This window comes from Halomonas cibimaris, assembly GCF_055379665.1.
Genome location: NZ_AP043828.1, coordinates 2,065,713 through 2,085,605 on the forward strand (window position 1 = coordinate 2,065,713; position 19,893 = coordinate 2,085,605).

Sequence of the window (19,893 nt, forward strand, 5' to 3'; positions counted from 1 at the left end):
CAAACCGCCGGCTTTTCTTTATCATGGCCGCTGCTTTCTTTTTTTGACGGTTTTACAGGAGTGTTCTGCCCATGCAACCCACTGAGGTAAAAGCGCTGCTCGCGTCGCGTCTCGAAAACTGTGATTTTCATGTTCAGGGGGAAGGCTGCGACTTTCAGGTGATCGCCGTAGGCGAGGTCTTTGACGGCCTGTCGCCGGTCAAGCGCCAGAAGCTGGTATACGGCGCGCTCAAGGACGAAATCGCCTCGGGCGCGCTGCATGCCATCAGTATCAAAACCTACACGCCGGCGCAGTGGCAAAGCGCGCCGGAAAACGTGGGGTAGTGCCGAGCGCATGGATAAATTGATCATTACCGGCGGCGGGCCTGTTGACGGTCAGGTCTGGGCCAGCGGGGCAAAAAACGCCGCGCTGCCCATTCTATGTGCCAGCCTGCTGGCCGATGGCCCGGTGACCATCGGTAATTTGCCCCACCTTCAGGACATCACCACCACCCTGGAGCTGCTGGGGCGGATGGGCGTCGAGCCGGTCATGGGCGAGCGGCTCAGCATTCAGCTGGACGGCTCCCAGGTTACCGACTGCCACGCGCCCTACGAGCTGGTAAAAAAGATGCGCGCCTCTATTCTGGTGCTGGGGCCGCTGCTGGCGCACTTTGGCCATGCCGACGTGTCGCTGCCCGGCGGCTGCGCCATCGGCTCGCGACCGGTTGACCTGCACCTGCGCGGCCTGGAAAGCATGGGGGCCGACATCCGCGTGGAAGGCGGCTATATTCGTGCCAAGGTAGACGGGCGGCTGCACGGCGCGACGATCTTTTTCGATACCGTGACGGTAACCGGCACCGAAAATCTGCTGATGGCAGCCACGCTTGCCGACGGCACCACGGTGCTGGAAAACGCCGCGCGCGAACCGGAGATCATTGATCTGGCCGAGTGCCTGATCAAAATGGGCGCCGACATTCGCGGGCACGGCACCGATACCATTGTAATCGAGGGCGTAAAGCGGCTGCACGGCTGCGAGCACGACGTGATGCCCGACCGCATTGAAACCGGCACTTTTCTGGTTGCCGCGGCGATGACCGGCGGGCGGGTGAAAGTGACGCGCACCCGGGCGGATATGCTTGAGGCGGTACTGGCCAAGCTCGAAGAGGCCGGGGCCGAGATTGTCTGCGGCGATGACTGGATACGCCTGGATATGCACGGCAAGCGCCCGCGCGCGGTGAATATTCGCACCGCGCCGTATCCGGCGTTTCCTACCGATATGCAAGCGCAGTTCGTGGCGCTGAACGCGGTGGCAAAAGGCAGCGCCCGGGTGGTGGAAACCATCTTCGAGAATCGCTTTATGCACGTCCAAGAGCTCAATCGCATGGGGGCCGATATTGCCCTTGAAGGCAATACCGCGCTGATTACCGGCGTTGAAACCCTGTCCGGCGCACCGGTGATGGCCACGGATCTGCGCGCCTCGGCGTCGCTGGTTATTGCCGCGATGATGGCCGAAGGCGAAACTCAGGTCGATCGTATTTATCATATTGATCGCGGCTATGAGTGCATCGAAGAGAAACTGCAGCAGCTGGGCGCGTGTATCCGCCGTATTCCGGGATAGCGCCGCGGATCAACCGGCCTGCTTACCATGCGATAACCATTGGCGATAACCATGAGCAAGCAACTGATTTTGGCGCTTTCCAAGGGGCGCATACTGGAGGAAACCCTGCCGCTGCTGGCCGATGCGGGGATTACGCCGGCGGAAGATCTGGGCAAAAGCCGCAAACTGCTGTTTGATACCAACCTGGCGCACGTCAAACTGGTGGTCATCCGCGCCACCGACGTGCCTACCTACGTGCAGCTGGGCGCGGCCGATATGGGCATTGCCGGCAAAGACGTGCTGCTGGAACACGGCACCGACAGCCTGTACGAGCCGCTTGATCTTGGTATTGCCCGCTGCCGACTGATGACGGCCGGCAGCCAAGGGGAGTGCTCCGGCCGCGCCCGGCGCCGGGTGGCGACCAAGTTTGTCAACGTGGCCCGGCGCTACTATGCAAGCCAAGGCATTCAGGCCGAGGTCATCAAGCTTTATGGTGCCATGGAGCTGGCACCGATCATGAACCTGGCCGATGAAATCGTCGATATCGTTGACACCGGCAACACCCTGCGCGCCAACGGCATGGAGCCGCGTGAGCTGATTGAACATATCAGCACTCGCCTGGTGGTGAACAAGGCATCGATGACTATGAAGCATGACCGAGTCAAGCCGCTCATCGCGGCGCTGGAAGCCGCCGTTGACAAGCGAGCGGTGAACGAAGCCGGCGCCTAGGCGCGGCTGCCTGCACGGCGATTTACCCGGATTAACAAGGCGAGGTGACCTATGAACGCGACGGCTGGCACAGCGGGCATTGCCCGGCTTGCTACTCAAACGGCCGATTTCGATCAGCGGCTGAACGCGCTGCTGGACTGGGAGGGCGTGTCGGATCATGCCGTCCAGGCGCGGGTCGATGACATCTTATCAAGCGTCAAAGCCCGCGGCGACGCCGCCGTGATCGAGGCGACCAACCGCTTTGATCGTCTGTCGGCAACGTCGATGCAGGAGCTGACACTGACGCCTGCGCGTCTTGAGCAGGCGTTCAACGGGCTTCCCGACGAGCAGCGCGAGGCGCTGGCCGCGGCCGCCGAGCGCATCCGCCGCTATCACGAGCACCAAAAGCCGGCATCCTGGCAGTACACCGAAGCCGACGGCACGGTGCTGGGCCAGCAGGTTGCGCCGCTGGATCGGGCGGGGATTTATGTGCCCGGAGGCAAGGCGGCGTATCCCTCATCGGTGCTGATGAACGCCATCCCCGCCCACGTTGCCGGCGTCAGTGAGATCGTCATGGTGGTGCCGACGCCGGACGGCGTGTTGAACGAGCTGGTGCTGGCGGCGGCGCACCTGGCCGGGGTGGACCATGTTTTTACCCTGGGCGGCGCTCAGGCGGTAGCAGCACTGGCGTACGGCACCGAGACCGTGCCCCGGGTGGATAAAATCGTCGGGCCCGGCAATATCTATGTGGCCACGGCCAAGCGCGCGGTATTCGGCCAAGTGGGCATCGACATGATCGCCGGCCCATCGGAAATTCTGGTGGTGGCCGACGGCGGCACCGACCCTGACTGGCTGGCGATGGATCTTTTTTCCCAGGCAGAGCACGACGAGGACGCTCAGGCCATCCTGGTCAGCTGGGATGAAGCGGTGCTTGACGCCGTGGAAGCGTCCATCGAGCGATTGCTGCCTACGCTGGAGCGCCGGGATATTATCCGCGCATCGCTCAGCGCTCGGGGCGCGCTCATCCACTGCGAGAACGAACAGGAAGCCGTTGCCATCATCAATCGCATCGCGCCGGAACACCTGGAGCTTTCCGTGGCCGATCCGCAACGCTGGCTGCCCGACGTGCGCCACGCCGGGGCGATCTTCATGGGCCGCTATACCGCCGAGGCGCTGGGGGACTACTGCGCCGGCCCCAACCACGTACTGCCAACCTCCGGCACCGCTCGGTTCTCTTCGCCGCTGGGCGTGTACGACTTCCAGAAGCGCTCCTCGCTGATTCAATGCTCGCCGGAAGGCGCGGCTGCGCTGGGTGAGGTGGCGTCAATCCTGGCCCGGGGCGAGTCGCTGACCGCCCATGCCCGTTCGGCCGAGTATCGTCTGAAGCGCTAGGGCCGGCTAGCGCGGGGGCGTCGGCTGCTGCAGCGGCTCGCTGCGCGCCCGAGAGCGGGCGGGTACCGGGCGCTCGCCCACGGTCAGCGTTACGCGCTGGGTCTCGCCGCTGCGCACGATGGTGAGTTCCACGTCGGCGCCGGGTGTCAGCTCGGCGATGTCGCTCATGGTGCTGCGGGCATCGAGTATCGGCTCGCCGTTCAGCGCCAGCAGCACGTCACCCGGCTGTAGCCCGGCGCGCTCCGCCGGGCCGTCGGGTACTACGCCGGCGATGATCATTCCCTGGGGGGTGCGCAGCCCGAAAGAAGCCGCCAGCTCCCGGGACAGCGCCTGGGCTTCGATGCCCAGCCAGCCGCGAATCACCCGCCCTTTAGTTACCAGCTCGTCCATGATGCCGTGGGCCAGGTTGGCCGGAATGGCAAAGCCAATGCCCTGAGACCCGCCGGAGCGTGAAAATATCGCTGTGTTGATGCCCACCAAGGCGCCGTCCGGATTGATCAGCGCGCCGCCGGAGTTGCCGGGGTTGATGGCCGCGTCGGTCTGAATAAAATCTTCATAGGCACTCAGCCCTAAATGGCTGCGGCCGGTTGCGCTGATAATGCCCATGGTCACGGTCTGCCCGACGCCGAACGGGTTGCCGATAGCAAGGGCGACGTCGCCGACGGCTACGCTGGCCGAGTCCGTCAGTTTGATACTGGGCAAAGCATCCAGCGGAATGCGCAGCACGGCCAGATCGCTTTCGGGGTCGGTGCCGATAACCGTTGCCAGCGCTTCGCGGCCGTCACGCAGGGCAACCTGAATCTGATCGGCCCCCTGGATAACGTGGTGGTTGGTCAGCACGTAGCCGTCTTGGCTGACGATAACGCCGGAGCCCAGGCTGGAGAGCATGCGTTGCTGGCTGGTGGTGTCGTCATTGTCGAAAAACTGCTGGAAAAACGGGTCTGACATTAGCGGGTGCTGGTCACGCTCGACAATGCGTGACGAGTAAACGTTGATTACCGCCGGCGCTGCCTGGCGGACAGCGTCAGCGTAGCTGACCGGCCCCTGGCCCCGGGAAAGCGGTGCGCTTGTTGTAATCTGCGGCGCGCTGCGTTCGGGAGCGTCAGCGTTGGAAGACGGCGTGGGCTGGCGCGGGGCGGACGGTGCCGCCGTTGGTTCGGCAAACGGGTTGGGTAGGCGCTGGGGAAACGCCTGTAATAGCAGGGCCGCAAGCAGCACGCCGGCGATTACCGGCCAGAGATAAGGCAGTAGGAAGCGCGGCATGGAGACGTTCCTTGGCGGTCGGGACGTATCTGCAAAGGCAGGCGCTGCCTGGCAGGTCGGGTTCGCCCGCGCCAGGTCGATTCTAGAATAGCGCATGGTAACATTGTTGCCTTCGTTATCTTAACGGTCATAAACAACTTTCAGGGAGGCGGCATGCTGGATCGAGACACGCTGGTGGCGGCGTGCGAACAGCGCCTGGGGGCGCAGCGGTTCAAGGACTTTACGGTCAACGGCCTGCAGGTAGAAGGGCGAGCCCGGGTGGCGCGAGTGCTCAGCGGCGTGACTGCCTGCCAGGCCCTGCTTGACGAGGCGGTGGACTGGCAGGCGGATCTGGTGCTGGTACACCACGGCTATTTCTGGAAAAACGAGCCGGTGGCGCTGACCGGTATGAAGCAGCGCCGACTCAAAACGCTGCTGGCGCACGATATCAATCTGTTGGCCTATCATCTGCCGCTGGATGCCCATGCAACCCTTGGCAACAACGCCGAGCTCGGCCGGCTGATGGGCTGGCAGGTGGAGCGCTGTTTGGACGGTGAGCTTGGCGAGGGGCTTTTATGGCTGGGGCGTACGCCAAAGCCCCAGAGCCTGGCAGCGCTCGCCGCCGGCGTGGCTACCACGCTGAACCGCGAGCCGACGGTGGTAGAAGCGCCGGGCGTCGGCGAGATTGAGCGCATTGCCTGGTGTACCGGCGGCGCTCAGGACATGATCAGCGCAGCGCACGAAGGCGGTGCCCAGGCATTTGTTTCCGGCGAGATTTCCGAGCGTACAACGCATCTTGCCCGTGAGCTGGGCATTCACTATCTGGCCGCCGGCCACCATGCCACCGAGCGTTACGGCGTGCAGGCGCTGGGAGAATGGCTGGCAACAGCGTACGGCATTACTCACCGCTTTGTGGATATTGATAACCCCGCCTGACGGCGGGCCTTTTTGGTGCTTAGTGCTTAAGTGTTTAAGTGTTTAAGTGTTTAAGTGTTTAAGCGCTTAGTGCTTAGTGCTTGGGCGTTGGGCGAAGTGCTGCGGGTCGCGTTCGGCTGCGGCGTTGTCCTTGAGGCCGAAACCTTCTGAGAGCGTACCGCCCTGGCCGTCTGCGGCGTAGTCACGGGGCGGCTCGCCGGCGCCGGCGGGACCGGCCGGTGTTGCCGCGTATGCTGTGTCGTCCGCCAGCGGTTCGTGACTGGCTACGTGCAGCAGGTCAGCGTCGTAGGGCGTGCGAGGGGCATCGTCCAGCCCCCACTCCACGGCTTGATGGCCAAGGCGCTGTTCAAGCTGGGTGAGCAGGCGGCGCGCTTCCTTTACCTGGCGGTGCGTGCTGCCCAGATGGCTTTGCATATCGGCTTTGCGTTCGGCAATCTGTCGCTCTTTTTCCAGCAGATCGAGTTTTATGCTGGAGAGCTGGCGCTGGCTTCTGCTCAGCAAGCGATAGCCGAAAGCGCCGATGATCACGCCGATGAAAAGGCCAATAAAGGCAAACGTTAACTGAAGGCTTGCTTCTTCCACGCTGTTGCTCCCTGATTGCCGGATTGAAACCCGCCGTGCCGTGCGGGCGGTGTTTTCCTGGCGCTATTATAGGCGCGTGTCGGCTGCTGCGGTCAATTGGATCGTGCCGCGCAGCCGGCTGCGTGCTGCCTGCCGGGGGCATATAATCGCTGTTGGGCCATACAGGAGAGCTAACATGGAAACACGCACCGTCCAGCGCCCTGGCGTTCAGGACGCTGACGCCAAGGCTTCGCCGCTATCTCCGGCGGCGCGCTATCAAGCGGACATCGCCAGCGGCGAGCTGGTTTACGACGCGGCCCAAAAGGCGGCTGTCATGGAGCTGCAGCGGCTTTACGATGAGCTGCTTGCACCGCCCCCGGCGCTGCCGGTAACGGCGCGGGGCGGCTTTTTGCGCCGGCTGATAGGCCGCGATAACAAACTGGAAAACATGACGGCCGGCGACGCATCCGTTACCGGGGTCTATCTCTGGGGCGGGGTCGGGCGCGGCAAGACCTGGCTGATGAACACGTTTTTCGCCGCGCTGCCCTTTGCCGATAAAAAGCGCACGCACTTTCATCGGTTCATGCAGTACGTTCACGCCGAGCTTGGCCGCTATAAAGGCGAGAAGAATCCGCTATCGCTGATCGCAACGGACCTGGCGAAACAGGCGCGGGTTATCTGCTTTGACGAGTTTTTTGTCGAGGACATCGGTGATGCCATGATTCTGGCGAACCTGCTTGAGGCGCTGTTTGCGCGCGGCGTTGTGCTTGTAGTGGCATAGTGAATCTGGCCACCTGATTTTGAGTGTATGATCACTCACAGAGACAGTCAGGTGCAGATGATGACGAAGAAGAGAACGTTCAGCCCGGAATTTCGCTTGGAAGCGGCCCAACTCGTGGTCGATCAGGGTTACACGCTGAAGGCGGCGTGCGAGGCCATGGGAGTTGGTAAATCCACCATGGAGTATTGGGTTCGCAGGCTTCGGGCTGAGCGGGCAGGCAAGGCGCCGCTGAAAGGTGAGGCTCTGACGCCGGAACAGCGTGAAATCCAGGAACTGAAGCGCAAGCTGCGGCGGGTGGAGGAAGAGAAGGCAATATTAAAAAAGGCTACCGCTCTCTTGATGTCGGACTCCCTGAGCAATTCTCGATAATCGAGCGACTTGAAGAGAGCTATGCGGTGCAGCACTTGTGTCAGGTGTTTGGGGTGCATCGCAGTAGCTACCGGGCCTGGCGTGGCCGGGATAGAAGGCCTTGTGAGACTGAGCAGAAGCTGCTGGATCAGGTTGTCAAGGCGCATACCGTCAGTAACGGCTCTGCCGGCGCTCGCAGCATCGCCAACATGGTTACGCAGGCTGGAACACCGTTGAGTCGTTATCGGGCCAGCAGGCGGATGAAGCAGTTGGGGCTGGTGAGCTCACAGCCGCCAAGTCACGCCTACAAGAAGGCTGATCAGCCGCACCTGGATATCCCGAATGCTCTCGATCGGGAGTTCGATGTAAAGGAGCCCAATCAGGTATGGACCGGCGACATTACCTATATTTGGACAGGGATACGCTGGGCTTATCTGGCGGTGGTCATCGACTTGTATGCCCGTAAGCCCGTGGGCTGGGCATTGTCCTTGTCGCCGAATACGGAGCTGGTGAAGAAGGCACTGACCATGGCCTACGAATCGCGTGGAGAGCCACCGAACATCCTGTTTCATTCGGATCAGGGTTGCCAGTACACCAGCCTGGTATTCCGACAGACGCTCTGGCGCTACCGGATGACGCAGAGTCTCAGTCGCCGTGGGAATTGCTGGGACAATGCCCCGACAGAGCGCTTCTTCAGGAGTCTGAAAACGGAATGGATGCCAGAGATTGGCTACCCCAATGTTGCGTCGGCGAAGCAATCTGTCACTGATTATATGATCGGTTATTACAGCAGCCTCAGGCCGCACAAGCATAACGGTGGGCTGCCGCCGAATGTGGCAGAAAAGAACTACTGGAATGCTCAAAACTCAGTGGCCAAAAACACTTGACCACTACAGCTGGTGGCAACGTCTAACTCCCCGCCGGATGAGCTTTACTACAACGGGCTGCAGCGGGCACGCTTTTTGCCGGCCATTGCGCTGCTTAAGCAGCACTGCGAGGTCCTGCGGGTGGATAGCAACGTTGACTATCGGCTGCGTACGCTGTCGCGGGCCGAGGTCTTTTACACGCCGCTTGGCAAAGCGGCCGATCAGGCTCTTATGCAGCGTTTTCAGGCGCTGGCCGATGGCGAAGAGGCGTGCGCTGTGGCGCTGGACGTCAACGGCCGCACGATTCTCGCTCGGCGCCTGAGCGGTGAGACGGCATGGTTTGAGTTTCACCAGCTGTGCGACGGCCCGCGCAGTCAGAACGACTATATTGAGCTGGCGCGACGCTTTCATACCGTACTGCTTGCTAACGTGCCGCAAATGGGGGCGCTCGACGGCGCTCGTGTTCGGCGTTTTATCAACCTGGTCGATGAGTTTTATGATCGCGGCGTCAATGTGTTGATGTCGGCAGAGACGCCTTTGGCGTCGCTTTATACCGGCGGGCGGCTGGATTTCGAGTTTCGCCGTACCCGCTCAAGGCTTGAAGAAATGCAGTCTCGTGACTATCTTGCGCTGCCTCATCGCCCTTGAGCGACGCATGCTTTTGCGGCGGCGGAAAAGTCGGGGAATGTGTTTAACTTTTTCGCCGTTGTGGGGTAGAATCGCGCCTCGCTTAATGTTGTCGCTCGCATGATGTCGGCGGCAACCAAAAAAAATAGGGATGGTGCGCGCCCTTGCGGCGCATATAGGCACCCAACACATTTTTACCTGGTGATTTCATCCATGAAGACGTTCAGTGCCAAGCCGCAGTCCGTCCAGCGTGACTGGTACGTTGTCGACGCGACTGACAAAACGCTCGGTCGCCTGGCAACCGAAATTGCTCGCCGTCTGCGCGGCAAGCACAAGCCTGAGTTTACCCCCCACGTTGATACCGGCGACTATATCGTGGTCGTCAACGCTGAAAAAGTGCGGGTAACCGGCAACAAGGCAACCGACAAGACCTACTACCGCCACACCGGATACCCGGGCGGGCTGCGTTCCATGTCGTTTGACAAGATGATCAACCACGCGCCGGAGCGTGTGATTGAGTTTGCCGTCAAGGGCATGCTGCCGAAAGGCCCGCTGGGCCGCGCCATGTATGCCAAGCTCAAGGTGTACGCCGGTACCGAGCATCCGCACGCTGCTCAGCAGCCGCTTGAACTGAACATCTAAGGGGTTTTCACCATGACACAGCAGTATTACGGTACCGGGCGCCGCAAGACATCCACCGCCCGCGTTTTTCTCAAGCCAGGTTCCGGCAAGATTACCGTCAACCAGCGTGAGCTCGACCAGTATTTCGGCCGCGTTACCGGCCAGATGGTCGTGCGCCAGCCGCTGGAGCTGACCGAAACGCTGGATCAGTTTGACGTCTACGTCACCGTTGAAGGCGGCGGTGGCTCAGCCCAGGCCGGCGCTATCCGCCACGGCATTACCCGTGCGCTGATGGACTACAACGAAGATTTGCGCCCGGCGCTGCGTGAAGCCGGCTACGTTACGCGCGATGCCCGCGCCGTCGAGCGTAAAAAAGTCGGCCTGCGCAAGGCACGCCGCAGCCCGCAGTTCTCCAAGCGTTAAGGCAAACGCATGCGGCAAAACGCCCGGGTCCTTGGCCTGGGCGTTTTTTTTGCTGCAATATCAGACAGTTGATAGCAAATCATGACGCTTATTGACGATCGCTGTTGTTGTGCAAAGCGCCGCGTTTTTTTACTATAGGCATAATCTATATTCGTCGCCGTCATACGCGTTTGCGGTGTACGGGTTAGCAAAAAAGGGAGAAACCTGGAATGGCAGATAACGGCGTAAACAAAGGCCGGCGCCGTTTCCTCGTCGGTGCCACCTCCGTAGTCGGAGCGGTGGGTGCTGTCGGGGTTGCGGTCCCCTTTGTGGCTTCTTGGCAGCCTAGCGCCAAGGCAAGGGCCGCTGGTGCCCCGGTGCAAGCAGATATATCCAAGCTTGAGCCGGGCCAGCGTATGACGGTGGAATGGCGAGGCAAGCCGGTCTGGATTGTCAACCGTACGCCGGAAATGATCGAGCGCACCGAGGCGCTGGAGGTTGATCGCCTGGCCGATCCAGACTCAAGCGTGCCGCAGCAGCCGGCCTATATTGAAGGCTATATGCGCTCGATCAAGCCGGAAATTGGCGTGCTTGTCGGCATTTGCACCCATCTGGGGTGCTCTCCGCTGTTCAAGCCGGAGCCTGACGCTGAGGGTGTGGGTACAACCAACTGGCCGGGCGGTTTTTTCTGCCCGTGTCACGGTTCCCGCTTCGATCTGGCCGGCCGCGTGTTTACCAACGTGCCCGCGCCGACCAACTTGGTAGTGCCGCCGTATCGCTTTGATAGCGACGAGATCATCGTGGTCGGCGAGGACAAGGAGACTGCCTGATGGGTAATCCACACAAGGCCAAGGCGGAACGCGGCATCATGCGCTGGGTTGATGACCGCTTTCCTGCCACGCAGATGTGGCAAGAACATCTGTCCAAATACTATGCGCCGAAGAACTTCAACTTCTGGTATTTCTTCGGCTCGCTGGCGCTTTTGGTGCTGGTCAACCAGATTCTGACCGGTGTCTGGCTGACCATGAGCTATAACCCCACAGCGGAGGGTGCCTTTGCCTCTGTTGAATACATCATGCGCGATGTGGAGTGGGGCTGGCTCATCCGCTATATGCATACCACCGGCGCCTCGGCGTTTTTCGTGGTGGTGTATCTGCATATGTTCCGCGGTCTGCTTTACGGCTCTTACAAGGCCCCGCGCGAGCTGGTATGGATTTTCGGCATGACCATCTATCTGGCGCTCATGGCGGAAGCCTTCATGGGCTATCTGCTGCCCTGGGGCCAGATGTCCTATTGGGGCGCGCAGGTTATCATCTCGCTGTTCTCGGCGATTCCCGCTATCGGGCCTGATCTGGCGCAGTGGGTGCGCGGCGACTTTTTGATCTCCGGCATTACGCTCAACCGCTTCTTTGCCTTGCACGTGGTGGCGTTGCCCATCGTGATTTTGGCGCTGGTGGTGCTGCACATCATCGCGCTACACGAAGTGGGCTCGAACAACCCGGACGGCGTCGATATCAAAAAGAAGAAAGACGAAACCGGCATCCCGCTGGACGGTATTCCGTTCCATCCGTATTACACGGTGAAGGATCTGGTAGGCGTTGCGGTGTTCCTGTTTGTCTTCTGCGTGGTGATCTTTTACTTCCCCGAAGGCGGCGGCTATTTCATCGAAAAGCCCAACTTTGAGCCGGCCAACCCGCTGAAAACGCCGGATCATATTGCCCCGGTCTGGTACTTCACGCCGTTTTACGCCATTTTGCGCGCGATTACCTTCTCGATATTCGGGCTGGACGCGAAGTTTCTGGGCGTAATCTTCATGGGCGGTGCCATTGCGGTACTGTTTGTGTTGCCGTGGTTGGATCGTAGCCCGGTACGCTCTATCCGCTACAAGGGTTGGTTCTCCAAGATAATGCTGGCGCTGTTTGCCATTAGCTTTATTATTCTTGGCGTTCTTGGCGTGCTGCCGGTAAGCGAAGGGCGGACGATTCTCGCTCAAGTATGTACCGTCATCTACTTTGCCTTCTTCCTGTTGATGCCGTTTTATACTCGGCTGGAGAAGACTAAACCCGTTCCGGAAAGGGTGACTGGCTAATGAAAAAGCAACTGTTTGCACTGCTCTTCGCGCTGCTGCCGGTAACGGCAATGGCCGCCGGTGGGGGCAGCCTGCCGTACTCGATGGACCCCGATTTGCAGGACAAGGCATCGCTGCAAAACGGCATGAAGCTTTATGTCAACTATTGCATGGGCTGTCACTCTCTTGAGCATCAGCGTTTTTCTCGGGCGGCGACTGATCTGGGCATTCCTCAGGATCTGATGGAAAATAACCTGATTTTCTCGCCGGAGCTGGCCTACAACGACCAGATGCACATTGCCATGCAGGCCGATGATGCAGAAGACTGGTTCGGGGCCGCACCGCCTGATCTGACGCTGGAGGCGCGGCTGCGGGGTACCGACTGGATCTACTCTTACCTGCTGAGCTTTTATCAGGACAAGGAGCAGTCGACCGGGGTTAACAATGCCGTATTTGACCTGGTCGCCATGCCCAACGTGCTGGAGCCTTTGCAGGGCGTGCAGGAGAAAATCTGCGCGGCCACGGACGAACCCGTGGAAGGGCAGTCGCCTGATCCGCTCACCGGAAAATATCAGTCCTGCGACGTGCTCAGGGTAACCCAGCCAGGCGAGATGGAGCCTGACGAGTTCAAGGATGCGGTCTACGATCTGACCAACTTCTTGGCCTACGTCGGTGAGCCGTCCAAGCTCAAGGCTCAGGCGCTGGCGCCCAAGGTCTTGCTGTTTATTTTCGTACTGGGCATTATCTGCTACTTCCTCAAGCGGGAGTACTGGCGAGATATCCACTAGCACGTGCTAGAGGCCTGTAAAAAAGGGCGCACGACGACAGTCGTGCGCCCTTTGCGTATACAGGTTGCCGAGCGTTTCCCCTAGAGACGCTGCGGCGTGGTAACATGGCCCACTGATTTGAAGCGAGGATTGCTACATGGGTGTTGTGGCCAAACGGTCGTCAATGATTTTTTATTCCGGAACCGATGATCATTTCAGTCACCGAGTACGTATTGTGCTGGCTGAAAAGGGCGTTGCGGTCGATATCGTCAACGTAAGCGGTGAGCAGGGCCCAGAAGAGCTTGCCGAGCTCAACCCCTACAATAGCGTGCCGACGCTACTCGATCGTGATCTGGTGCTTTATGAATCCAAGGTGATGATGGAGTATTTGGATGAGCGTTTTCCGCATCCGCCGCTGCTGCCGGTATATCCGGTAGCGCGCGCGCAAAGCCGCCTTTGGATGCACCGCATCGAGCGGGAATGGTGCCCCATGGTGGATCGCATCCGCACCGGCGGTAAAAAAGAGGCGGAAAAGGCGCGCAAGGAGCTGCGCGAAAGCCTTGTCGGTATATCGCCGATTTTTGAAGACATGCCGTTTTTCATGAGTGAAGAGTTCACGCTGGTGGATTGCTGCCTGGCTCCGATTCTATGGCGCCTGCCTGAGCTGGATATTGAACTGCCGGAAAAGCAGGTACAGCCGCTGATGGAGTACATGTCGCGGGTGTTTGAGCGTGATGCGTTCAAGGCATCGCTTAACGAGCGTGAAAAAGAGATGCGTGGCTAAACGGTGCCAGCAGCAAACGCCTTCTCGGCCGCACATGTGCCGGGGCCCGATAATGCCGTGAAAGGAGAGCGATAATGACGCGTTCCAGCCGCCCCTATCTTGCCAGAGCCTTGTATGAGTGGATTCTGGACAACGAGCTTACGCCCTACCTGGTGGTGGACGCCACGCAGCCCGGCGTTGAGGTGCCTGAACAGTTTGTGCAGAACGGTCAAATTGTTCTTAACGCCGCGCCTTCGGCCGTGCGTGATTTTTTCATGGAAAACCAGGCTATCGGTTTTAGCGCGCGCTTTTCCGGCCAGCCAATGCAGATCATGATTCCCATGGAGGCGCTGCTTGCTGTTTACGCGCGGGAAAACGCAGCCGGCATGGTGTTCGGTCATGAGCCGGATCTGGCAGCGCTGGACGAGGCGCTGGCCGATGAGCCGGGAGAAGAAGCGCGGGAGAAAGACGATAGCGAGGCAAAGCCTGCGCTATCCGCCGTCTCGGATACCGATGAAAGTGGCTCGCGCCCGGACGGGCAAGATAAAGACGGCAAGCCAGCGCCTGATGATAAGCACAAGGAGAGCGCCAAGAAGCGCCCCTCGCTACGCGTAGTGAAATAGTGGATCGCCGCAAAAGCGCTTAGCGCTGCCTGCCAAGAGCGGCGCTAGGCTTGTCGGATTTTCATGATCGCTAGAAACAGCAGTCCGAAAAAAAGCCCGGTATGTATCATACCGGGCTTTTTCATGGGCGCACGTTGCTACTTCTGCGCTTTTTTACGAGTCAGCGCTTTTTTCCTGCTCGGCGCTTTTCTCCTGCTGTTGGCGACGGCGCTGTTCGCGCGGGTCGTTATGCGCGCGCCGGCGGCGCGACTTGGGCGGCACTGGCGGTTGAGAAGCAGGTGCCGCCGAATCGTCCGCCGCGGCCGGTTTGGCCTGTGTTGTCGGCGCTTTTTCCGGCGTTTGGGCTTCTTTTTCTGATGCCTTGGGAGCCGGCTGCTGCTCGCGTGCGTTCGCGTCGTCCTTGTTTGACCCTTTCTTGTGTTTTGCCGCCGGCTGCTCTGCTGGCGGCGTGTCGGCTTTGTCGGAAGCCTCTTCTGCCTTCGATTCATCAGAGCGGGTCGACGCAGCCGGCTCGTGCTCAGGCTGGGCTGGCGGCTTTGACGCCTGCGGTTTTGCCTTTGGTGCCTCGGCTGCCGGTTCTTCGGGCTCCAGCGGCTTTTCCGCTTTGGCGGCTTCTGGTGAAGCCTGGGGCTTTTTCGGCACCTGGGCTTTTTCCGAGGGCTCGGCGTGCTTGGGCGCTGCGGCACTGTCTGCCGAGGTGTCCTGCTTTGACGGCTGTGGCTTGTCGGCCGCTTTTTCCGTCTCGGGCGCTGCGGGCTTTTCTGCCGGGGTCGTGTCGGCCCTGGCCGGGTCGTTTTCAGCCTGCTTGGCCTCGGCCTGGAGCTTTAGCTGTTCGGCTTCTGCCTTGGGGTTAAGCGCCTGTTGACGGCTGCGCTTGCGCGGGTTGTTGCGCGTGCGCTTGGGCGTGCTGTCTATGGCAACGTCCATGCAGTCGTCGGGTTTGCCGGTTTGTTCTGCGTCTTGCGGCTTTTGAGGCTCGGCGGCCGGCTGTTCCTGATCAGCGCGTTTGCCGGCCGGTTTGTTGGCTGAGGGCTTCGCTGGTGCGTTTTGCTCTGCGGTATTTTCATGCTGGGGATGGGTGCGACGGCTGCGACGGCGGCTAGGTCCGGTACGCTGGCGATCCGCGCTGCCGGACTGCGGCTCGGCGCTGTTGTTCTTGCCATCGCTTGGCTCGCTGTGCGGTTTGGACGCGCCGGGGGCCTGATCAGGTGCGCTGCGCTTGGCGTCTTTTGACGAGCTTTCAGCTGCCGGTGCGGCTTTTTTCGCTGGAGCCTTTTGGGTGTCGGCGCCGCTATCCTGCTGGGCGCTGCCATTTTGGCGGGGCTTGCGCTCGCCGGATGGGCGGCGGCGTTCGCCTGTCGGTTTGCGCCGGGCCGAAGCGGGGCGCGACTGACGCTTTTCCGCTGTTTGAGGCGTGGGCTGCTGCACAGGCGCGCTGGGGGCTTGTTCGGTTTCTTCCGCGCCCAGAAACTTGGCAAAGCCGCGAATAAAGCGGCTGACCACGCCGTTGGCCGCGTCGGCGCCTTCATCACCCGCCTTGCCGTGAGCGCCTTGCGCACTGTTCTGCAGAGAAGCGGGCGCCGGGGCGTTGTGGGTGACGCTTTTGACCGCCGCCACGTCGCGCTGGGCCGGGGGGGTAACGTTGGGCTCGGGCTCCTTGCCGACATCGCTTGTTACGGGCAGTTCAAAGCTTGAGGCTGACGTCAGGTCGTCGCCTTCCAGGTGGTCGTCGCGCAAGCGCTGGACGTCGTAATGCGGCGTGTCCATGTCGGGGCTGGGGAGCAGTACCACCCGCACGTCCTGACGGCTTTCGATGTCGGCCAGCACGCTGCGTTTTTCGTTGAGCAGGTAGGTGGCAACCGGCACCGGCAGAATGGCGCGGATTTGAGCGCTGCGCTCTTTCATCGCCTCTTCTTCGATCAGGCGCATGATGGATAGCGACATGGAGCGCACGTCGCGAATCGTGCCCTGGCCGTTACAGCGCGGGCAGACCACGCCGCTGGTTTCGCCCAGCGACGGGCGCAGACGCTGGCGCGACATCTCCATCAGGCCAAAGCGCGAAATGCGCCCGATCTGCACCCGGGCGCGATCGATCTTGAGCGCGTCGCGGGTGCGGTTTTCCACTTCGCGCTGATTGCGCGCAGGACCCATGTCGATAAAATCGATGACCACCAGACCGCCGATATCGCGCAGGCGCAGCTGGCGGGCGATCTCGTCGGCGGCTTCGCTGTTGGTCTGCAGGGCGGTCTCTTCGATGTCGCTGCCGCGGGTGGCGCGGGCGGAGTTGATGTCGATGGACACCAGCGCTTCGGTGTGGTCGATGACAATCGAGCCGCCTGAAGGCAGCTTGACTTCACGCTGGTAGGCGGTTTCGATCTGGGATTCGATCTGAAAGCGCGAAAACAGCGGCACTTCGTCGGCGTACAGCTTGATCTTTTGCTGATACGACGGCATGACCTGGCGAATAAAGCTCAACGCTTCGGCGTGGATCTCGGGGCTGTCGATCAGCACCTCGCCGATGTCCTGGCGCAGGTAGTCGCGCATGGCGCGAATAATCACGTTGGATTCGCGATAAATCAAAAAAGGCGTTGGGTGCTTGCCGGCTTCGTCGGTGATCGACTCCCACACCTGTACCAGATAGTCCAGATCCCACTGCAGCTCTTCGGGCGTGCGGCCGATGCCGGCGGTACGCACGATCAGGCCCATTTTTTCCGGCATCGTCAGCTGGCCCATGGCGCTTTTCAGCTGGCTGCGCTCTTCGCCTTCAATGCGCCGGGAAATGCCGCCGGCACGCGGGTTGTTGGGCATGAGCACCAGAAAACGGCCGGCCAGGCTGATAAAGGTGGTGAGTGCTGCCCCCTTGTTGCCGCGTTCTTCCTTGTCCACCTGAACGGTGACTTCCTGGCCTTCCTTGATGACTTCTTTGATGCTGGGCCGGCCGTTTACGTCCTTGACGAAATATTCCCGGGCAATTTCCTTTAGCGGCAAAAATCCGTGGCGTTCAGCGCCGAAGTCGACAAAAGCGGCTTCCAGCGAGGGCTCTACGCGGGTAATCTTGCCGCGATAGATGTTGGCTTTCTTTTGTTCGCGCGCGCCGGATTCAATGTCCAGATCGAAAAGGCGCTGACCATCGACAAGGGCGACGCGCAGCTCTTCGGGCTGGGTCGCATTGATGAGCATCCGTTTCATGTTGTCTCGCATAGCGTTGCGTGCCGGTGCTTTGTCCAAGACGGCATTGATAAATCGCAGGATGCGTGCCTGGCCCGGCGTCTTTCTTGCGGCCCAAGGCCGCCCCGGCCTGAAGGTGCAGGCCGAAAAGAAGCGTCGCCGGGAGCGCGGCGGCGGCAGAACGTGTTTCGGTGGCTGTCAAGGCCATCCGGCTCTGCGGGCGCCGCCAACACCTGTCATTCCCCGATTTACCAACGCCGGCCACCGGCACAACGTTGAACTTGTTTCGCCCGCCGCCGGGCACGCCTTGTGACGTGAAAGCGTAGCCGCGGCGGGCGTAGCGTATGTCTTGTGTTGTTGCTGCCTTGTACTGCTGCTTTGTACGGTGACTGCGCCGGCCTCAACGGCCGGCAACGCCAGTGGCAACGGCCTGCCTGGCGCGTATCCGTAGCGTTACTCTAAGCCGGCGCCGGCACAGCCGGCGTCAACCGTGTTGCGTGTCATGGCATTTACCTTGCTCTGGCCTGCGTGTCGGTCGGGCAGGCGCCGAGCCCGGGCAAGCGCCCACCGGAGTGCGGGCGTTCTGTGATGGCACGTGTTGGACGCTATGGCACTGGTCACTCGTGCGCAGCGGTGCGGCACACAGAAGCGCGAAAGCGCTTGGAGGGCGAGCGCATCGGAATATAACAGTAAAGCCAACGGCCAGCAATTTCACCGCCGTCAATTGCCAGGCAGCAGTGGGCGCATTGTCCGCACGGGTGCGCTAGAATGGCGCTTTTCCCGGCGACAGGAGGACACCGCCATGGCCGAAGGGCGCGACGTGCAGTGGGTTGAAATCGCCCCGGAGCAGGCGGGGCAGCGCATTGATAACTTCCTGATGACCCGGCTGAAAGGCGCCCCCCGGGCGCTGATCTACCGCATCGTGCGCAAAGGCGAGGTGCGCGTGAACAAAAAGCGCATCAAGGCCGGCTATCGCGTGCAGGCCGGCGACACCGTGCGGGTGCCGCCGCTGCGGCTGGCGCCCAGAGAAGCCGTCAGAGAGGTCAGCGATAACCTGCGCGACGTGCTGTTGGGCAGCGTACTGCGCGAAAGCGACGACTGGCTGGTGCTGAACAAGCCGTCAGGGCTTGCCGTGCACGGCGGCAGCGGGGTCAAGATCGGCCTGATCGAGGCGCTGCGCCAGGTGCGTGACGACCTTGATTTTATCGAGCTGGTGCACCGGCTCGATCGCGATACTTCGGGCTGTTTGCTGCTGGCCAAGTCTCGCGAGGCGCTGCTTTCGCTTAATGAGGCGCTGAAGCAGCACGCCATGGAAAAACGCTATCTGGCGCTGGTGTACGGACGCTGGCCGGCGCGCAAGGCCTTTGTCAGCGCGCGGCTGGATCGTTTTGACGCCGGCAACGGCGAGCGCCGCGTACGGGTCGCCGTGGACGGCAAATTTGCTCGCACCGGCTTTGCCGTAGCGGAGACGTTCCGGCGTGCCACGCTGATCGAGGCGGAGCCGATCACCGGGCGCACCCACCAGATTCGCGTGCATGCCGCCCATGCCGGACACCCGCTGCTGGGGGATGACAAGTATGCCAGCCGGGAAAGCGGCGCGCTGACGCAGCGGCTGAAGGTTGGCCGACTGTGTTTGCATGCGCGCTCGCTGAGCTTTCCCGAGCCCGGCAGCGGGCGCATGATCACGGTCAAAGCACCGCTGCCCGATGTGCTGGAGCAGGTGCTGAACTCTCTTCGCGGATAGACCACGCCATGACGTTTGAACTGATGATCTTTGACTGGGACGGCACCCTGATGGACTCGGTGCCGCGTATTGTTTCCAGCATGCAGGCCGCCGCGCGCGACGCCGAGTGGGGCGAGCTTTCGCCTGACGCCGTGGAAAATATTATCGGGCTTGGGCTGCCCGAGGCGGTAGCGCGGCTGTGCCCGGGCATTTTGCCCGCGCAGTCGGCCCGGCTGCGCGAGCGCTACGCGCACTATTTCGTCCATGCCGACAGCACGCCCATGGCCTTTTTTGACGGCGTCGAGGCGCGGCTTTTGCGCCTGCGCCACCAGCACTCACCGAGATTGGCGGTAGCGACGGGCAAGACCCGGCGCGGTCTGGAGCGGGTTTTTGCCGATACCGGCAGCGCCGGCTGGTTTCATGCCAGCCGCACCGCCGATGAAACCCGCTCCAAGCCGGACCCGCTGATGCTGGCCGAGCTGCTTGACGAGCTTGCAGTGCCGGTCAGCCGTGCCGTCATGATCGGCGACAGCGAATATGACCTGGCCATGGCGCGCGCGCTGGGAATGGCGAGCGTAGGCGTCGGCTACGGGGTCCACAATACCGATCGGCTAGCCGCCTGTGAGCCTTTGCACATTGCCCAGAACGTTGACGAACTGTTTGACTGGCTGGAGGCCACGGCCGTGAAGGCGGCGCCCGCCGCGCTGCGGTAAATTCCGAAT

Annotated in this window: 18 protein-coding genes and 2 pseudogenes; 17 read left to right on the forward strand and 3 right to left on the reverse strand. The window is 61.2% G+C overall.

Annotation, left to right across the window (positions count from 1 at the left end; genetic code table 11):
• Positions 1-71 precede the first annotated feature (71 nt).
• The 4 genes from ACZ415_RS09585 to hisD are packed head-to-tail and all read left to right on the forward strand — an operon-like array spanning position 72 to position 3,675.
• Complete coding sequence (locus tag ACZ415_RS09585; protein ID WP_344702035.1) at positions 72-323, forward strand: BolA family protein; 252 nt, start codon at positions 72-74, stop codon at positions 321-323.
• A 10-nt stretch (positions 324-333) separates the two neighbouring features.
• The gene (gene murA / locus ACZ415_RS09590) at positions 334-1,596 is read left to right on the forward strand and encodes a UDP-N-acetylglucosamine 1-carboxyvinyltransferase (protein ID WP_344702034.1); all 1,263 of its coding nucleotides are present in this window, start codon (positions 334-336) and stop codon (positions 1,594-1,596) included.
• 51 nt (positions 1,597-1,647) lie between these two features.
• Positions 1,648-2,304 carry an ATP phosphoribosyltransferase gene (gene hisG, locus ACZ415_RS09595; protein ID WP_344702032.1) on the forward strand — a complete coding sequence of 219 codons (657 nt, stop codon included), beginning with the start codon at positions 1,648-1,650 and terminating at the stop codon, positions 2,302-2,304.
• 51 nt (positions 2,305-2,355) lie between these two features.
• Positions 2,356-3,675, forward strand: a complete 1,320-nt coding sequence (gene hisD / locus ACZ415_RS09600) for a histidinol dehydrogenase (RefSeq protein WP_344702030.1) — start codon at positions 2,356-2,358, stop codon at positions 3,673-3,675.
• Between the two features lie 6 nt (positions 3,676-3,681).
• On the opposite strand, the gene ACZ415_RS09605 is transcribed toward hisD, so the two are convergent.
• Positions 3,682-4,938 (reverse strand): Do family serine endopeptidase, encoded by a 1,257-nt coding sequence (locus ACZ415_RS09605; protein ID WP_344702028.1) that lies wholly within the window; start codon positions 4,936-4,938, stop codon positions 3,682-3,684.
• A gap of 153 nt (positions 4,939-5,091) precedes the next feature.
• Here ACZ415_RS09605 and ACZ415_RS09610 point away from each other — a divergent pair, with 153 nt between their 5' ends.
• A complete protein-coding gene (locus ACZ415_RS09610) occupies positions 5,092-5,853 on the forward strand; it encodes a Nif3-like dinuclear metal center hexameric protein (protein ID WP_344702026.1) in 762 nt (253 codons plus the stop codon).
• A gap of 66 nt (positions 5,854-5,919) precedes the next feature.
• On the opposite strand, the gene ACZ415_RS09615 is transcribed toward ACZ415_RS09610, so the two are convergent.
• Positions 5,920-6,435 carry a ZapG family protein gene (locus ACZ415_RS09615; RefSeq protein WP_344702024.1) on the reverse strand — a complete coding sequence of 172 codons (516 nt, stop codon included), beginning with the start codon at positions 6,433-6,435 and terminating at the stop codon, positions 5,920-5,922.
• Between the two features lie 175 nt (positions 6,436-6,610).
• Between ACZ415_RS09615 and zapE (ACZ415_RS09620) the strand changes: the two are divergent.
• The 10 genes and pseudogenes from zapE (ACZ415_RS09620) to ACZ415_RS09665 all read left to right on the forward strand — a co-directional run.
• Positions 6,611-7,186 (forward strand): annotated as a pseudogene (zapE, locus tag ACZ415_RS09620) (cell division protein ZapE); the annotation flags it as partial.
• 69 nt (positions 7,187-7,255) lie between these two features.
• A protein-coding gene (locus tag ACZ415_RS09625) for an IS3 family transposase (RefSeq protein WP_344703121.1) occupies positions 7,256-8,430 on the forward strand; the annotation gives its coding sequence in 2 pieces (ribosomal slippage) (positions 7,256-7,511 and positions 7,511-8,430; 1,176 coding nt in all).
• Positions 8,431-8,439: 9 nt separating this feature from the next.
• A pseudogene (gene zapE / locus ACZ415_RS09630) lies at positions 8,440-9,057 on the forward strand (cell division protein ZapE); the annotation flags it as partial.
• Between the two features lie 192 nt (positions 9,058-9,249).
• Entirely contained in the window at positions 9,250-9,678 is a 429-nt protein-coding gene (gene rplM, locus ACZ415_RS09635; protein ID WP_344703821.1) for a 50S ribosomal protein L13, read from the forward strand.
• A 12-nt stretch (positions 9,679-9,690) separates the two neighbouring features.
• On the forward strand, positions 9,691-10,080 hold the full coding sequence (gene rpsI / locus ACZ415_RS09640; RefSeq protein ID WP_344703823.1) for a 30S ribosomal protein S9: 390 nt from the start codon (positions 9,691-9,693) through the stop codon (positions 10,078-10,080).
• Between the two features lie 209 nt (positions 10,081-10,289).
• Positions 10,290-10,889 carry a ubiquinol-cytochrome c reductase iron-sulfur subunit gene (petA, locus tag ACZ415_RS09645; RefSeq protein WP_344703825.1) on the forward strand — a complete coding sequence of 200 codons (600 nt, stop codon included), beginning with the start codon at positions 10,290-10,292 and terminating at the stop codon, positions 10,887-10,889.
• Entirely contained in the window at positions 10,889-12,148 is a 1,260-nt protein-coding gene (locus ACZ415_RS09650) for a cytochrome b (protein ID WP_344703827.1), read from the forward strand. The genes petA and ACZ415_RS09650 overlap by 1 nt, the downstream gene beginning before the upstream one ends.
• Positions 12,148-12,915 (forward strand): cytochrome c1, encoded by a 768-nt coding sequence (locus ACZ415_RS09655; RefSeq protein WP_344703829.1) that lies wholly within the window; start codon positions 12,148-12,150, stop codon positions 12,913-12,915. Before ACZ415_RS09650 ends, ACZ415_RS09655 begins: the two co-directional genes overlap by 1 nt.
• Positions 12,916-13,051: 136 nt before the next feature.
• On the forward strand, positions 13,052-13,678 hold the full coding sequence (gene sspA / locus ACZ415_RS09660; protein ID WP_344703831.1) for a stringent starvation protein SspA: 627 nt from the start codon (positions 13,052-13,054) through the stop codon (positions 13,676-13,678).
• Between the two features lie 74 nt (positions 13,679-13,752).
• Positions 13,753-14,280, forward strand: coding sequence for a ClpXP protease specificity-enhancing factor (locus ACZ415_RS09665; RefSeq protein ID WP_344703833.1), 528 nt, complete (start codon positions 13,753-13,755; stop codon positions 14,278-14,280).
• Positions 14,281-14,433: 153 nt separating this feature from the next.
• Here the strand turns inward: ACZ415_RS09665 and rne are convergent, their stop codons facing one another.
• Positions 14,434-17,469, reverse strand: a complete 3,036-nt coding sequence (gene rne, locus ACZ415_RS09670) for a ribonuclease E (RefSeq protein WP_344703835.1) — start codon at positions 17,467-17,469, stop codon at positions 14,434-14,436.
• Positions 17,470-18,250: 781 nt separating this feature from the next.
• Between rne and ACZ415_RS09675 the strand changes: the two genes are divergently transcribed.
• Together ACZ415_RS09675 and ACZ415_RS09680 are read left to right on the forward strand one after the other, a co-directional pair.
• Positions 18,251-19,192, forward strand: a complete 942-nt coding sequence (locus ACZ415_RS09675) for an RluA family pseudouridine synthase (RefSeq protein WP_344703837.1) — start codon at positions 18,251-18,253, stop codon at positions 19,190-19,192.
• Positions 19,193-19,200: 8 nt separating this feature from the next.
• Positions 19,201-19,884 carry an HAD-IA family hydrolase gene (locus ACZ415_RS09680; RefSeq protein ID WP_344703839.1) on the forward strand — a complete coding sequence of 228 codons (684 nt, stop codon included), beginning with the start codon at positions 19,201-19,203 and terminating at the stop codon, positions 19,882-19,884.
• Positions 19,885-19,893: the final 9 nt, after the last annotated feature.